Raw genomic sequence first — 14,465 nt, forward strand, 5'->3', positions numbered from 1 at the left:
GCCGGCTCAGAGCCAGCCGTAGCGCCGGAAGGCCCGGTAGACCACCGCGGACAGCACGGCCGTCACCCCGACCATCAGCGGGTAACCGAAGGTCCACTTCAGTTCCGGCATGTGCTCGAAGTTCATCCCGTAGAAACCGGCGATCATCGTCGGGATCGCGAGGATCGCGGCGGCCGCGCTGATACGCCGCATATCGGTGTTCTGCTGCACGGCGAGCTGGCTGAGATTGGCCGACAACAGCCCGTCCACCAACTCGGTGTAGCCCGCCAGCCGCTCCCGGACATGGGACAGATGGTCGGCGACGTCCCGCAGATACCGGCCCACCTCGGGCCCGATGACGGCGTACGGGTCCTCCGCGAGGCGCTGCAGCGGCCGGGCCATCGGATGGACGGCCCGCTTGAACTCGATCAGCTCACGCTTCAGCTGGTAGATCCGCTCCGCGTCGTCGCCGTGCCCGGCCGAGAACACATCGGACTCCAGCTGGTCCACATCCAGCTCCACCCGGTCCGCGACGTCCAGGTAGTCGTCGACGACCTGGTCCGCGATCGCGTGCAGCACCGACGCAGGACCCTGCGCCAGCAGGTCGGGCCGCGCCTCCAGGGAACTGCGCACCCGGGACAGGCCCGGCGCGCTGCCGTGCCGGACGACCACGACGAAGTCCTTGCCCAGGAACATCATGATCTCGCCGGTGTCGACGACCTCACTGGTCGCCGTCAGCTTCTCGTGCTCCACGAAGACGATCGTCTTCAGCACCAGGAAGAGCGTGTCGCCGTAGCTCTCCAGCTTCGGCCGCTGGTGCGCCTTGACGGCGTCCTCCACGGCGAGCGGATGCAGGCCGAACACATCGGCGATCTCCACGAGGTGCTCGGCGTCCGGCTGGTAGAGCCCGATCCAGGCGAAACCGCCCGGCCGCTCCCTGGCCGCCGCCAGCGCCTCACGCGGTGGCAGGGTCGCGGAGCGCTTGCCGTCCTCGTACACCGCGCAGTCCACGATCACGTCCGCGGTGCACTTGCGGGGCGCGGGCAGCGCGCCGCCGCTCTCGTCGAGGGTGTGCCACCTGCCCCCGCTCCCGCTTCTGCGCCACTGCCGACCTGTCATCCTGCCCTCCTCGGTACGTACCCGAGGAAGTATCGCCGATGGGGCCGGTGACCCGTCCGTCCGCCCTGCCGCGCGCCGCCGGTCAGCCGCTCCAGCAGCAGCACGCTGCGGCCGGCGCGGGCCAGGTAGGCGGCGGCCACCAGACCGTTGTGGCCGCCGCCGACGATCACGGCGTCGTACGGGGAACGCTTCGGTACGCGGGACGATGCGGTGGTGGAGGATGTGCAGGCACGGTAGCTACCGCAGCTCCTGGGTGCAGCACTTCACGCTGCCGCCCGCTTTGTGGAGCTCCGACAGATCGACCGCGACCGGTTCGAAACCGCGCTCGCGGAGCGGTGCGAACAGGCCGGTGGCGCCGCGCGGCAGGACCACATGGCGTCCGTCGCTGACGGCGTTCAGCCCCAGTGCGGCGGCGTCCGCCGCCGTCGCGAGCAGGGCGTCGGGGAAGAGCCGGGCCAGTACCTTGCGGCTGCCGGGTGAGAAGGCGTCCGGGAAGTACATGACCTCGCCCGCCGCGTCGTCGAGAACGGCGAACGCGGTGTCTAGGTGGTAATAGCGGGGGTCGGTCAGTTCCAGCCCGATGACGGGCCGGCCGAAGAACTCCTGGGCCTCGGAGTGTGAGAGCGGGCTGCTGCGGAAGCCCATTCCGGCCAGGATCCACTGCGAGGTGACGGCGAAGTCGCCCTCGGCCTCGTTGATGTGCTGCGGCTCGCGCACCTCGGTGTAACCGTTGCGGCGGAACCACGCCAGATGCGCCGGCGCCTCATCGGTCCGTTCCGCGTTGAAGAACCGGGCGCCGAGAACCCGGCCGTCCACGACGGTGGCTCCGTTGGCGGCGAAGACCATGTCGGGCAGGTCGGCCACCGGGTCGAGGACCTCGACGGTATGGCCCAGCGAGCGGTAGCGGTCCCGCAGTTCCTCCCACTGGAAGAGCGCGAGTACGGGGTCGACCGGCTTGGCCGGGTCCATCCACGGATTGATCGAGTAGGTCACCCGGAAGTGCTCGGGCGGGCACATCAGGTACCGCCGGGGTGTGGCGGTGCGGACTGTGCGCAATGCGGGCTCCTCGTCGTTTGAGGCTCCGGCGGAACGCCGATGGGGGTCGCGTACGCGCGTGGGGGTTACGTACGCGCACAAATCGTCCACCCTCGGCGGCCGAAACGCATCGAACCATTTGGGTGGTTCGCTCGATCGTTTTCATACACGGCGGCCTATCACGGCGGCCCTGTCCCACGCCCGGCCGTCAGCGGCGGGGGAGTACGAGCGGTTCGCCGGTTCTGGGGTGGGCGAACACCTCGACCGGATGCCGGTACACCGCGCTGAGCAACTCCTCGGACAGGACGTCGGCGGGAGCGCCGTCGGCCGCGATCCGGCCCTCCGCCAGCACCGCGATCCGGTCGGCGTGCGCGGCCGCCAGGCCCAGGTCGTGCAGCACGACGACCACGGCGCGGCCCCCGTCGGCCTGGGCGCGGCAGATCCGCAGCACCAGTTCCTGGTGGTGCAGGTCGAGGGCGGCGGTGGGTTCGTCGAGCAGCAGCAGGGGCGCGCGCTGTGCCAGGACGCGGGCGAGCGCGACCCGGGCCCGCTCGCCGCCGGACAGCGCCGGGAACGGCCGGCCGGCGAACGCGGTGACCTCGGTGGCCGCCATCGCCTCGCGCACCGCCGGATCGTCCTCATCGGCGGCCGCGGTGCCGGCCCAGGGCGCGCGGCCCATCCGTACGACGTCCTCGACGGGGAACGGAAAGGCCAGCGGCGCCGATTGGGGCAGCACCGCCCGTCGCAGCGCGAGGTCGGGCGCGGACCACGAACCGACCGGCGCGCCGTCCACCAGCACCTCGCCGGAGTCCGCCGGCACATCCCCGGCGAGCGCGCCCAGCAGGGTGGACTTGCCCGCCCCGTTCGGGCCGACCAGCGCCAGCACCTCGCCGGCCCGGACGGTGGTGTCCACACCGTCCAGCACCGGCCGTTCGCCGAGCCGTACCCGCAGGGCGCGGGTCCCGGCGAGTACGGCGCCGGGGCCCGGCCGGCCGGGCAGCGTCCGGCCGCGGCGGCTCCAGAGCCTGTTGACGAGCGGTCCGTTCACGCCCAGCCTCCCTGTCGGTTGCGGGTACGGCGCAGCAGCCAGAAGAAGAACGGGCTGCCGACGAGGGCGGTCAGAACGCCGAGCGGCAGTTCCGCGGGGGCCGCGAGGGTGCGGGCGGCGAGGTCGGCGGCGACCAGTACCAGCGCGCCGCCGAGGGCGCTGCCGGGCACCAGGAAGCGATGGCCGGGTCCTGCGGCCATCCGCAGCAGATGCGGTACGACCAGCCCGACGAAGGAGATGATCCCCGCCACGGCCACGGCGGCCGCCGTGAGCAGCGCGACGACCAGGATGAGCACGATCCGCATCCGCTCGACCTCCACACCCAGGTGCCGGGCCTGCCGTTCGCCCAGCGCGAGCAGATCGAGCCGCCGGGAGAAGAACGGGGCGACGGCCAGCCCGAGCAGTGCGCAGGGCAGCACGGCGAGCACCTTGGGCCAGCTGGACTGGGCGAGCGAGCCGAGCTGCCAGAAGGTGATCTGGCTGATCTGGGCGTTGTCGGCGAAGAAGATGAACAGGCCGATCAGCGCGCCCGCGAAGGCGTTCACGGCGATGCCGGTGAGGACCAGGGTGACCACTTCGGTCCGGCCGCCCGACCGGGAGAGTCCGTAGACGACCAGCACCGTCAGCAGCCCGGCGGCGAAGGCGCACACCGTGATCGTCCAGTTGCCGAGGAAGTTCAGCCCCAGCGCGATCGAGCCGACCGCGCCGACCGCCGCGCCGGACGAGATCCCGACGACGCCGGGTTCGGCCAGCGGGTTGCCGAACACCCCCTGCATCAGGGCGCCCGCGCAGCCGAGGGAGGCGCCGACGAGCAGGGCGAGGGTGATGCGCGGGAGCCGTACGTCCCACAGCACGGACTCCGCGACGCGGTCGAGCCGCGCGCCGCCGAGGCCGAGCCGGTGGGCGGCCGAGCCGATGACGTCGCCCGCGGGGATGTCGTAGGCGCCGGTGCCGGCGGAGACGACGCACAGCACGAGCAGGACGGCCGCCATGGCGCAGCTGAGGACGGTGGCGGCGCGGTTGACGCGTGAACTCACCGCTGCGCCCCGGCCGCCGTGCTTCCGGACGCCGTGCTCCCGGACGCCTTGATGCCGTCGGCGAGTTGCCGCAGGACCCGGTCGGTGCGGGGGCCGAAGTTCAGCAGGGTGCCGTCGTCGATCGCGATGAGCCTGCGGTCCATTCCGGCCGGGGTCTGGGCGACGCCCGGGACCTTCTCCAGTCCGTCGGTGCCGCCGACGGACTCCAGTCCCTTGGTCATGACGAGGATGACGTCCGGCGCGGCCTTGACCAGGGCTTCGCTGGTGATCGGGGTGAAGTCCTTCGCCAGCCCGGAGTCCTTGCCCGCGTCGACCGCGCCCACCGCCTCGATGAGCGAGTCGGCACCGGAGCCGGCCCCGCCCAGGAGGTAGACCGAGGCGGTTCCCCGCAGGTAGAGGAAGGCGACCTTGAGCTTCCGGCCCCCGGCGGGCGCCGGAACGGTCCTGGTGACGGCGGCCATCCGGTCGGCGGTGCGCCGGCGCAGCTCGTCCCCGGACGCCTTGACGCCCAGTGCGGCAGCGACCGCGTCGATCCGCGGGCCGACGTCGCCGAGCCGGGTGGCCGTACCGAAGACGATCAGCGGGATGCCCGCGGCACGGATCTGCTGGACGGCTTCGGCCGGGCCGGTGGAGGTGTCGGCGAGGACGACGGTGGGGTGCAGCGACAGCACGCCCTCGGCGGAGACGTCGTGCGCGCGGGTGATGACCGGCAGCTTCGCGGCCTGGGCGAACGTGGCGGTGATGTCGCGGGCGACGACGTTCTTCCCGAGGCCGAGGGTGAAGACGATCTCGGAGAGCCCGCCGGTGAGCGGCACGATCCGGTCCGCGCTGCCGACCGTCACCGACCGGCCGTCCACCGACCGCACGGTGGCGGGCAGTCGCGGGACCGGGACGGTGGCCAGTGGTTCGACGCGGTCGGCCGCCGGGGCCGGTGCCCCGGCGGCCGCGGCGGGCCTGCCGGTGCCCGACTGCGCTCCGCAGGCCGTGAGGGCGACGGCCAGGAGCAGGGGCCCGGCCAGCCGTGAGATCCGCCAAATTCGCACTGTTCACCCTGCCTTGTGCGGTTCCCGGGACGGGAGGGTTCCCGTCGCTTCGCCGATAGCTTAGGTTAGCCTTACCTCAGTTTCTACTCCATGGAGGGGTCCCCATGCAGTCATCCGGCCGAGCCCGTGTGCTCGCCGCCGCGCTCCTGACGGCGTTCCTGACCGCGCTCCTCGCGGCGCTGCTGCCCGTCACGACCGCACAGGCGGCGGACCGGCGGGTGGCCGGCGGACGGCTCGACTGGGGGATCAAGTCCTCGTTCCAGAGCTATGTCACCGGCCCCATCGCGCACGGCAGTTGGAGCCTGCTCGGCGGCGCCGCCACCGTCGGCGGCAGCCAGTTCCGGTTCCACTCGGCGCAGGGCTCCTACGACGGTGACCGGGGTTCGTTCAGCGCCGGATTCTCCGGCGGGGTGCGCTTCACCGGGCACCGGCAGGCCGACGGCTCCAACCAGCTGGACCTCACCATCAGCCACCCCACCGTCCGGATCTCCGGCGGCAGCGGCACCCTCTACGCGGACATGAGCAGCAAGTCCAAGGAGACCGGCAAGGTCACCACGAGCTCCCAGGTCCCGCTGGCCGCCCTCGCGCTGGGCGGCGTGGACATGCGCGGCGGCGGTGCCACCGTCGCGCTCAACTCCGTTCCCGCGACGCTCACCGCGCAGGGCGCGAAGGCGTTCGCCGGCTACTACACGGCGGGCACCGCGCTGGACCCGGTGAGCCTGTCGGCGGACGTCGCGGCCGCGGCGAAGCCGACCGCGACACCCACGGTCACGCCCACCCCGACTCCCACCGCCACGTCCTCGGCGACCGCGCCGGGACAGCCGGCGATCACCGACGCCGCCGTCGACTGGGGCGTGCGCCGCACCTTCCGCGAATACGTCACCGGGCCGATCGCCAAGGGCCGCTGGGAACTGTCCGGCGGCGCCAGGGACGGCGGCGCGCTCTTCCGCTTCGGCGCGGGCAAGGGCAGCTACGACGGCGCCAAGGGCACGCTGGACGCGACCTTCTCCGGCACCGCGCGCTTCCTCGGCATGGAGCAGGGCGGGAAGTACGGACTCGACCTCGCCCTCGGCGCGGTGCGCGTCACCATCGCCGGCGGCAAGGGCACGCTCTTCGCCAACGGCGCCCCGTTCGTCACCTTCGACGCCCCCGCCGCGACCCTCGCCCCCAAGAACGGGCTGGTCGCCCTCACCGAGGTGCCGACCAGGCTCACGGCTGAGGGAGCCAAGGCGTTCAACGGGCTCTACGCGGCCGGCACCGACATGGACCCGCTCACCGTGTCCGTCGCGCTGGACCGCTCGGCCGCCCTTCCCGCGCTGCCCGACCTCGGCACCGGCGCGACGGCGGCCCCCTCGGCCGCCGCGGCACCCCGGGCGCCGCAGCCGAAGGCCGCGGCCGCCGAATCGGGCGCCCCCGCCCTGCCGTTGACCGTCCTCGCGGCCGTCCTCGTCGCCGCCGCCGCGGGCGTCTTCGTGTGGCGCAGGCGTCGCGCGACAGCGGCCCCGGCCGCCATGGACGCTCCCGCTGCCGCAGACGCTCCGGACACTCCGTCCGCCCCCTGACTGCCCGACCGCACGACCGCATCACCGCACGTCCCCGACAACTCCCTTTCCCCTTTCACCCTTCACCTCCGAGGAGAACCACCCGCGATGACCGTCCACCCCCGCCCCCGCAGCCGCCGCCCCCTCGCGTTCGCGATAGCCGCGGCCACCGCCGTCGGCGCGACCGCGCTGAGCCTTCCGGCGCTCGCCGCCGACAACGGCACGTCCGGCGCGCCGGGCGCACCGAAGATCGTCCTTGACGGCGGCACGCTCGACTGGGGCGTGAAGGAGTCGTTCCGGAACTACGTCACCGGTATGGCGGCCGGCACCATCGAGACCGCCGGCGGCGCCACGAAGAACGCGGACGGCACCTTCCGTTTCGGCGGGGCCAAGGGCAGTTACGACACGGCGACCCACGCCGTCTCCGTCGGCTTCGACGGCAGCGTGCGCTTCACGTCCAAGCTGCACGGGTTCGACATCGAGCTCGCCGATCTGAAGATCGACACCGTCGGTACGACGGGCACCCTCACCGCCGACGTGACCTCCGCGGGCGCGACCGCCGATGACGTCAAGTTCGCCTCGCTCGACCTGTCCGCGGTCCGTCCCGGCGGCGGCGCCGACGGGTCGATGAGCTTCGCCGGCATCCCGGCGGCGCTGACGGCCGACGGCTCCAAGGCGTTCAACGGCATGTACAAGGCGGGCGACAAGCTCGACGCCGCGAGCCTCACCGTCAAGCCCCAGGCGACGCCGCCCACCACACCCACCACCCCGCCGACGACCACCCCCACCAAGCCGCCGGTCACCCCGCCGGTCACGACGCCGGCGACGCCCGGCGCCACGCCGACCGACGCCGCCGACCCCGTCCAGCACGTCGTCGACGGCAATCTGGACTGGGGCGTCAAGGCGTCCTTCCGCTCCTACGTCACCAGCCCGGTCGCGGCCGGGAAGATCGAGACGGCGGACGGCGCCACCGCGAGTGCCGACGCGTACCGCTTCCCGAAGGGCAGCGGCACGTACACCGCGGACACCAAGGCCCTCAACGCGGGCTTCGCCGGCTCGGTGCGCTTCCTGGGCCACAAGGAGAACGGCGCCTACAGCCTCGACCTGAAGTTCAGCGACGTGAAGGTGGCCGTCAAGGGCGCCACCGGCACGCTGACCGCCGACGTCTCCTCGAAGGACCGCGAGACGGGCAAGGTCAGCCAGTACAACGACCTGACCGTCGCCACGCTCTCCGCCGTGGCGCCCAAGGCCGACGGCAAGGTCGTCACCGTCTCTGCCGCGAAGGCGGCCCTCACCGCCGACGGCGCCAAGGCGTTCGGCGGCTTCTACCAGGCCGGTGCCGCGCTCGACCCCGTCACCGTCGCCGTCTCGCTCGACAAGGACGCGAGCCTGCCGGGCACCGGAACCACCGGCGGCACGGGCGGCACGGGCGGCACGGTGAACGTCGGCGACACGACGGGTGGCACCACGGGCGGTTCCACCACCGGTGGCACGACCGCCGGCACCACGGGCGGCACCCTCGCCGCCACCGGCGCCGGCGCCCCGTCGGCGGCCCTGCTCGGCGCTGCGGGACTGCTCGTCGTGGTGGGCGCCGGCGCGACGGCCGTCGTGGCCCGCCGCCGCACCTCCTGACGCATCCCTCCCGGCACGCGAAGACGCCTGCGGGACCCGGTCTCCCGGGTCCCGCAGGCGTCCTGTCGAACCGCAGCGGGTGCTACGCGCTCAGCGGGTAGGCGGCACCGAGGTCGGTGAAGACGGCGCTGTTCAGGGCGAAGGCGTTGCGGCACTCGTCCACCACGCGCTGCTTCTCCAGGTCGTCGACGGCCAGGGCGTCCAGCAGCTCGCGGTACTCGCGCTTGAACGCGGCCGGGTTGCCGATCCCCTCGAAGACGTAGAACCGCACGCCGTCGCCCTTGCGTTCGAACCCCCAGGTCTTCTCCGCGATGCCACGGATCACCTGTCCGCCGGACAGGTCCCCCAGATAGCGGGTGTAGTGATGTGCGACATACCCCGCGGGCCACGTCCTGGCGACCTCGGCGACCCGCTCCGCGTACGCCGCCGTGGCGGGCAGCGGGACCGAGCGCCGCTGCCAGCCCGCGCCGAGCAGATGGTCCAGGTCGCGCTCCAGCTCCGCGACGCGCAGCAGTTCGGCACGGACGAAGGGGCCGGCGACCGGGTCTCCGGCCAGCGACTGCGCCGCGTCCTCCAGAGCCCGGTAGACGAACCACAACTGCTCGGTGTAGCGGGCGTACGCGTCCACGCCGAGCCGTCCGCCGAGCAGATCGCTCATGAAGGTCGAGTTCTCGGCCTCGGTGTGCTGATCGTGGCTGGCGGTGCGGATCACGGTGGAGAACGGGGACGGCGTCAAGGGAACCTCCTGCTTCGGGCGTGCCGCAATCCTTGCAAGTTAGGTATACCTAAGTCAAGAGGATGCCGACAGCCTGTCGGGAACCACGCTACTCCAGTCCTTCCACCCCGGCTGTGCGTTCATTCCGGACAAGAGGCAGGATGATGCCCACCACCCGCGTACCGTGGACCATGGACGCGGGGGCGAGGGAAGGAGCCCGATGGCAGGCAAGAGCAGGTTGTCCGAGTGGCTGCGCCGCCGATCGGCAGGCTCGGACACCGATCCCGGATCTGCTCCCGCCCTGGCCCGCGAGGAACTGATCAACGCCGCGGCCGCCGCGGGCTTCCCCGTCGCACCGGCCGCGCACCCCTCCGGCTACGGATGTTCGTGCGACCGCGTGGGCTGTCCCACCCCGGGCATGCACCCGGTCTCGTTCGCCTGGCACACCCAGGCCACCACGGATCCGCAGAAGATCGACCACTGGCTGCACACCCAGCCGCTCGCGAACTTCATCTCCGCCACCGGCGCCAGCCATGACGTCCTGGACGTGCCGGCCGACGCGGGCAGGATCGCGCTGGACCGGCTCGCGGCCGAGGACGGGGACGCCGGTCCGGTCGCCGCCTACGGGGACGACCGCCTGCTGTTCTTCACCGCCACCCGCGGCACCCCCGTCGACGAGGACGAGTGGTGGCCCTGTGAGCTGGACTGCCATCCCGAGACCGTCGACGAGCACCCCGGTCTGCGCTGGCACTGCCGCGGCAGTTACGTCCTGCTGCCGCCCGCCAAGCTGCCCACCGGCGGCGCCGTGACGTGGCTGCCCGACCGCGGTCCCGACCGCCCGCTCCCCGACCCGCTGCCGCTCCTGGAGATCCTCATGGACTCCTGCGCCCAGGTCGAGTACGTCCCCGAGACGGTGGGCTGGCGGCTCTGACCGCCTGCGTCCGCTTCCGCGCCTGACCCGGCCACCGGTTCACTCGCCCTTGGCGGAGACCAGACCCAGCAGACGGCTCAGGAAGACGACCTTCCCCTGGGCGTCGTTCGCCGGCGGGACCGTGACGGCCTGGTCCGCCACCCGGATCAGCGTGACCGAGTTCTTCGGGGTGCCGGTCATCAGTGCCTTGGTGTCCGGGTCGTCGACCTTCAACGGCTTGCCGGGCGTGGTCAGCCGCGACTGGTGGCGGGAGGCGAAGAACACCAGCGCCCCGCCGTCCGTGGTCCGCAGCCCCACCGGGGGGAACTCGCCCGCGCCCACCGGCTGATCGGCGTACTCGGTGACCGCGGCCGAGGTGCTCGCGCCCTTGCGGCGCTGCTGGCGCACCTGCGAGGTCTGGGGGCCGTCGGCGAAGGCCAGCGTCGCCGCGGTGCCGGTCTGCAGATACGAGGTGTACGCGGTGCTGAGCCGGCCGGGCTCGACCAGCAGCCCCGAGCCGTCCAGCGGCACCGGCTCGGCGTACCCGTCATGGTCCAGAACGAACGTCGGCATCCGGCCGGCGGCGATCACCGCCAGGTACGAGGCCTTCCACGGCTCGCTCACGGCGGACCGCTGGAAGAGCAGCAGCCAGTGGGCGTCGCCGCTGGCGTTGCTGACGGTGTCGGCGGCGAACCACTTGGGCCAGCCGCGCTGCTCCGGTATCAGGAAGCGCGCGTCGGTGAGCTTGAGCGGCACGGCCGCCGGATTGCCCTCCGGGTGGTTGGCGTGCCGGGCCGTCAGACCCGCGTGGTCCATCGCGCCGAGCGCGCCGGTCTCGGCCTTCGCCAGCGTCGCCGGGTCATAGCTCCGCTTGGCGTCGTTGTTGAGCCGGGTGAAACGGTCGAGGGCCTTGGCGGCCTCAGCCTTCGTCACCGCCGGCACGAGCGCCTGCTCCCCGTGCACGGTCACGCACCCCGTCACCGGCATCAGCACGAGCAGCAGAACTGCGGCTGTCAGGGACAACCTGCGGCGGGTCATTGGGCGTCGGCTCCTTCGGGGCTGCTGCGGTCGGCGCAACCCTACCGGGGGCGAGGAAGAAGGCCATCGTCGGTACGAGATACAGCGCCCACACCGTGACCTGGACGACGGTCGGATCCGGCTGGAAGTTGAGGACGCCCTTCAACAGGGTGCCGTACCAGCTGTCCTGGGGGATCGTGGAACTGATGTCGAAGGCCACCGAGCCGAGGCCGGGCAGCCAGTCGGCCTCCTGCAGATCGTGCACGCCGTAGGCGAGCACGCCCGCCGCGACCACGACCAGCATGGCGCCGGTCCAGGTGAAGAACTTCGCCAGGTTGATCTTCAGCGCGCCGCGGTAGAAGAGCCAGCCGAGCACCACCGCGGTGGCCAGGCCCAGCGCCACACCGATCAGCGGCTGCGTCGACCCGTCCTCGGAACCGGCGGCCTGCACCGCGGCCCAGACGAACAGCGCGGTCTCCAGGCCCTCGCGGCCGACCGCCAGCAGCGCGGTCGCGACGATCGCGGTGGTCCCCATGGCGAGCGCGGCGTCCAGCTTGCCGTGCAGCTCGCGCTTGAGATGCCGCGCGGTGCGCCGCATCCAGAAGACCATCCAGGTGACCAGGCCGACGGAGAGGATCGACAGCGAACCGCCGAGCGCCTCCTGCGCCTTGAAGTCCAGCGACGAGGAGCCGAACTGCAGCAGCGCGCCGAAGGCGGCGCTGATGACGATGGCCACGGCCACGCCGGCCCACATCGGCAGCAGCGTGTCCCTGCGCCCGGACTTCACCAGGTACGCGATCAGGATGCAGACGACCAGGCTGGCTTCGAGCCCTTCGCGCAGCCCGATCAGATAGTTACCGATCACCGCCGGTCACTTCCCTTCGAAGAGGCCGCGGCCCCACCAGTCGGCGCTGTCGCGGACGCCGGGAGGGCAGGCGAAGTGCGCGGAACCGACGTGCTGGATGTACTCGTTGAGCGCGTCGGTCCTGGCCAGCCGGTTCTGCACCGGGATGAAGCCGGAGCGCACATCGCGCTGGTAGGCCAGGAAGAACAGCCCGGCGTCGAGCCGGCCGAGGCCGTCCGTGCCGTCGGTGAAGGAGTAGCCGCGGCGCAGGATCGTCACCCCGGAGTTGCTGTCCGGGTGCGCCAGGCGGACGTGCGCGGTCGGCAGCATCGCCTTGAGGTTCGGGGTGTCGTGCTCGCGCTGCTTGCCGGCCGGCGCGCCCTCGCCCTTGTTCCGCCCGAAGATGTCCTCCTGCTCCTTGAGCGGAGTGCGGTCCCAGGTCTCTATGTGCATCCGGATGCGCCGGGCGACGAGGTAGGAGCCGCCGGCCATCCAGGCGGCGCCGTCCTTCGTGGCCGCCCACACGTGCTCGTCCTGCGTGGCCCGGTCGCTGCCCGCGACGTTGTGCGTACCGTCCTTGAACCCCATCAGGTTGCGCGGGGTCTGCTCGTCCGGCGTCGTCGAGGAGGTCTTGCCGAAGCCCAGCTGCGACCAGCGCACGGCGACCTTGCCGAAGCCGATGCGCGCCAGGTTGCGGATCGCGTGCACGGCCACCTGCGGGTCGTCCGCGCACGCCTGGACGCAGATGTCGCCGCCGCTGCGGGTCGCGTCCAGGTTGTCGTGCGGGAACGCCGGCAGGTCGACGAGAGCGGTGGGACGCAGCGCCTTGAGGCCGAAGCGGTCCTTGCCGTCCTTCTCGAACAGCGTCGGGCCGAAGCCCACGGTGATGGTCAGCCGGGAGGACGGCAGGCCGAGCGCCTCGCCGGTGTCGTCCGGCGGGGCCTCGGGCAGACCGCCGACGGCGCCCGCGCCGACCGGCTTGCCGGCCGTCATCGCGGCGGCCGCCGCCGTCCACTCCTTCAGCAGCGCGACGAGTTCCGCGCGGTCGTCGGTCTTCACGTCGAAGGCCGCGAAGTGCAGCCGGTCCTGGACCGGGGTGGTGATACCGGCCTGGTTCGCGCCGTGGAACGCGATGACGTTGCCCGCGGAGGCGGCCGGCTGCACGTCGTTGCCGGTGCGCACCGCCGCCGCGGCACCACCCGCGGCGGCCGCGCCGAGCGCGATGCCGGCGCCGGTCCAGCCGATGACGGCCCGCCGGGAGACCGGGCCCCTGGCCCGTTCCGCCGTGCTGTCCCGGTCCGCCCCGTCCTGCTGGGGGGCGCCCGCTTCGGTGGTGTTCTCGTCAGCCATGGGGGACTCCGTTACTTCGCGACGGCCGCGGCGAGCTTGGAGAGCGGCTCGGCCAGCGCGTTGACGCCGTCCGAGAGCTCCTTGCGCTGGGCCGCGTTCACGGTGTCGTACGAGACGAAGGTGGCGCCGGTCCGGTACTTGTCGAGCAGCGTGTTGATCGCGGTGAACTGCTTGTCCAGTTCCTTGGCCAGCTCGGGGTTGTTCTGCGAGGCGACCGGCTTGAGCAGCTCGTAGGCCTTCTGCGCGCCGCCGACGTTGGCCTTGAAGTCCGACAGGTCGGTGTGGCTGTAGCGGTCCTCCTCACCGGTGACCTTGCCGGTGGCGACCTCGTCCAGCAGCTCCTTGGCGCCGTTGGCCATGCTGGTCGGGGTGATCTCCGCCGTGCCGACGCGCTTCTGCCAGCCGGTGAGGTCGGTGAGGAGCTGCGCGGCGAGCGCCTTGTCGTCCGCGGAGATCGACTTGGTGACCCACAGGGACTTCTCGAGCTTGTGCCAGCCGGTCCACTTCTGGCCGGGCTCCAGGCCGTCCTCGCGGGTGTCCGTCTTCGGGTCGATGTCACCGAAGGACTCGGCTATCGGCTCGGTGGACTCCCAGCCGGTGCGGGACGGGGCGAAGGCCGCCTTCGCACCCTCGACGTCGCCCTTGATGACCGCGTCGGTGAAGACCTTGACCTTCGGGATCGTGGCGTCGGCCTCGCTCTGCGCCCACTTGCGGTACTCGGCGACGGCCGTGTCCAGCCGCGGGTCGTTCTTCTTCGGCGCGCCGGCGCCGGTGGCGCTGACCTTGGTGCGCAGGCCGTCGCCCTTCATCCCGGGCTTGCAGGTGACCTCGTAGTCGCCGGCCTTGAGCTCGGCGGAGATGTCGGCCTTGGTGCCGGGGCCGATGTTCTCCCGCTCGGTCACGATCTTGTCGCCCGGGGCGTAGACGTACAGCTCGTTGACCTTGGAGCCCTTGTTCTCGAACGCGAACTTCACGTGCCCGGCCGGGAAGCTGGTCTTCGAGACCTTGCAGGAGTCGTCGGTCGCGGTGACCTGGATCGCGTCGGACGCCTTGGCGTCCGTCTTCTCGGAGCAGCCGCTGACAGCGGCGAGCGCGGCGACGACCGCGACAGCGGTGACGACGGAGAGACGGGCTGCGGACATACGTGGCTCCAGGCTGCTCAAGGACGCTCAAGATGGGGATTGGCCGGTGAGGC

The 14,465-nt window shown here is 72.1% G+C and carries 13 protein-coding genes and 1 pseudogene; 3 read left to right on the forward strand and 11 right to left on the reverse strand.

Annotated elements, in window-relative coordinates:
• Positions 1–6: 6 nt before the first annotated feature.
• From corA to LNW73_RS23575, 6 genes and pseudogenes are all read right to left on the reverse strand, one after another.
• On the reverse strand, positions 7–1,098 hold the full coding sequence (gene corA, locus LNW73_RS23550; protein ID WP_250991265.1) for a magnesium/cobalt transporter CorA: 1,092 nt from the start codon (positions 1,096–1,098) through the stop codon (positions 7–9).
• Between the two features lie 56 nt (positions 1,099–1,154).
• Positions 1,155–1,268: pseudogene (locus LNW73_RS36055) on the reverse strand (NAD(P)-binding protein); the annotation flags it as partial.
• 67 nt (positions 1,269–1,335) lie between these two features.
• On the reverse strand, positions 1,336–2,154 hold the full coding sequence (gene ddaH / locus LNW73_RS23560) for a dimethylargininase (RefSeq protein WP_374117235.1): 819 nt from the start codon (positions 2,152–2,154) through the stop codon (positions 1,336–1,338).
• Between the two features lie 187 nt (positions 2,155–2,341).
• Positions 2,342–3,181 (reverse strand): heme ABC transporter ATP-binding protein, encoded by an 840-nt coding sequence (locus tag LNW73_RS23565; RefSeq protein WP_374118169.1) that lies wholly within the window; start codon positions 3,179–3,181, stop codon positions 2,342–2,344.
• Positions 3,178–4,218, reverse strand: a complete 1,041-nt coding sequence (locus LNW73_RS23570) for a FecCD family ABC transporter permease (protein WP_250975606.1) — start codon at positions 4,216–4,218, stop codon at positions 3,178–3,180. The genes LNW73_RS23565 and LNW73_RS23570 overlap by 4 nt, the downstream gene beginning before the upstream one ends.
• Positions 4,215–5,261 (reverse strand): heme/hemin ABC transporter substrate-binding protein, encoded by a 1,047-nt coding sequence (locus LNW73_RS23575; RefSeq protein WP_250991266.1) that lies wholly within the window; start codon positions 5,259–5,261, stop codon positions 4,215–4,217. The genes LNW73_RS23570 and LNW73_RS23575 overlap by 4 nt, the downstream gene beginning before the upstream one ends.
• Before the next feature lie 104 nt (positions 5,262–5,365).
• On the opposite strand from LNW73_RS23575, the gene LNW73_RS23580 reads away from it, so the two are divergent.
• On the forward strand, positions 5,366–6,823 hold the full coding sequence (locus tag LNW73_RS23580; protein ID WP_250991267.1) for an HtaA domain-containing protein: 1,458 nt from the start codon (positions 5,366–5,368) through the stop codon (positions 6,821–6,823).
• An 87-nt stretch (positions 6,824–6,910) separates the two neighbouring features.
• Positions 6,911–8,434: an HtaA domain-containing protein gene (locus tag LNW73_RS23585; RefSeq protein WP_250991268.1), complete on the forward strand. Its 1,524-nt coding sequence runs from the start codon at positions 6,911–6,913 to the stop codon at positions 8,432–8,434.
• Between the two features lie 82 nt (positions 8,435–8,516).
• Here LNW73_RS23585 and LNW73_RS23590 read toward each other — a convergent pair whose 3' ends face one another.
• The gene (locus LNW73_RS23590) at positions 8,517–9,170 is read right to left on the reverse strand and encodes a biliverdin-producing heme oxygenase (RefSeq protein ID WP_250991269.1); all 654 of its coding nucleotides are present in this window, start codon (positions 9,168–9,170) and stop codon (positions 8,517–8,519) included.
• A 199-nt stretch (positions 9,171–9,369) separates the two neighbouring features.
• On the opposite strand from LNW73_RS23590, the gene LNW73_RS23595 reads away from it, so the two are divergent.
• Entirely contained in the window at positions 9,370–10,080 is a 711-nt protein-coding gene (locus LNW73_RS23595; protein ID WP_250991270.1) for a bifunctional DNA primase/polymerase, read from the forward strand.
• A gap of 39 nt (positions 10,081–10,119) precedes the next feature.
• On the opposite strand, the gene LNW73_RS23600 is transcribed toward LNW73_RS23595, so the two are convergent.
• The 4 genes from LNW73_RS23600 to efeO are packed head-to-tail and all read right to left on the reverse strand — an operon-like array spanning position 10,120 to position 14,412.
• Entirely contained in the window at positions 10,120–11,097 is a 978-nt protein-coding gene (locus LNW73_RS23600) for a hypothetical protein (RefSeq protein ID WP_250991271.1), read from the reverse strand.
• On the reverse strand, positions 10,979–11,941 hold the full coding sequence (gene efeU / locus LNW73_RS23605) for an iron uptake transporter permease EfeU (protein ID WP_250991272.1): 963 nt from the start codon (positions 11,939–11,941) through the stop codon (positions 10,979–10,981). Before efeU ends, LNW73_RS23600 begins: the two co-directional genes overlap by 119 nt.
• 6 nt (positions 11,942–11,947) lie before the next feature.
• Positions 11,948–13,270, reverse strand: a complete 1,323-nt coding sequence (efeB, locus tag LNW73_RS23610; RefSeq protein ID WP_250991273.1) for an iron uptake transporter deferrochelatase/peroxidase subunit — start codon at positions 13,268–13,270, stop codon at positions 11,948–11,950.
• 11 nt (positions 13,271–13,281) lie between these two features.
• Complete coding sequence (gene efeO, locus LNW73_RS23615) at positions 13,282–14,412, reverse strand: iron uptake system protein EfeO (protein ID WP_250975597.1); 1,131 nt, start codon at positions 14,410–14,412, stop codon at positions 13,282–13,284.
• Positions 14,413–14,465: the final 53 nt, after the last annotated feature.

Source organism: Streptomyces sp. RKAG337, from assembly GCF_023701715.1.
In the GTDB taxonomy this organism is placed as follows: domain Bacteria; phylum Actinomycetota; class Actinomycetes; order Streptomycetales; family Streptomycetaceae; genus Actinacidiphila.

Bases quoted from the DNA above. Each gene is read 5' to 3' on its own strand.
- corA (WP_250991265.1), bottom strand. From the start codon at position 1,098: ATGACAGGTCGGCAGTGGCGCAGAAGCGGGAGCGGGGGCAGGTGGCAC.
- LNW73_RS23580 (WP_250991267.1), top strand. From the start codon at position 5,366: ATGCAGTCATCCGGCCGAGCCCGTGTGCTCGCCGCCGCGCTCCTGACG.
- LNW73_RS23585 (WP_250991268.1), top strand. From the start codon at position 6,911: ATGACCGTCCACCCCCGCCCCCGCAGCCGCCGCCCCCTCGCGTTCGCG.
- LNW73_RS23595 (WP_250991270.1), top strand. From the start codon at position 9,370: ATGGCAGGCAAGAGCAGGTTGTCCGAGTGGCTGCGCCGCCGATCGGCA.
- LNW73_RS23600 (WP_250991271.1), bottom strand. From the start codon at position 11,097: ATGACCCGCCGCAGGTTGTCCCTGACAGCCGCAGTTCTGCTGCTCGTG.
- efeB (WP_250991273.1), bottom strand. From the start codon at position 13,270: ATGGCTGACGAGAACACCACCGAAGCGGGCGCCCCCCAGCAGGACGGG.
- efeO (WP_250975597.1), bottom strand. From the start codon at position 14,412: ATGTCCGCAGCCCGTCTCTCCGTCGTCACCGCTGTCGCGGTCGTCGCC.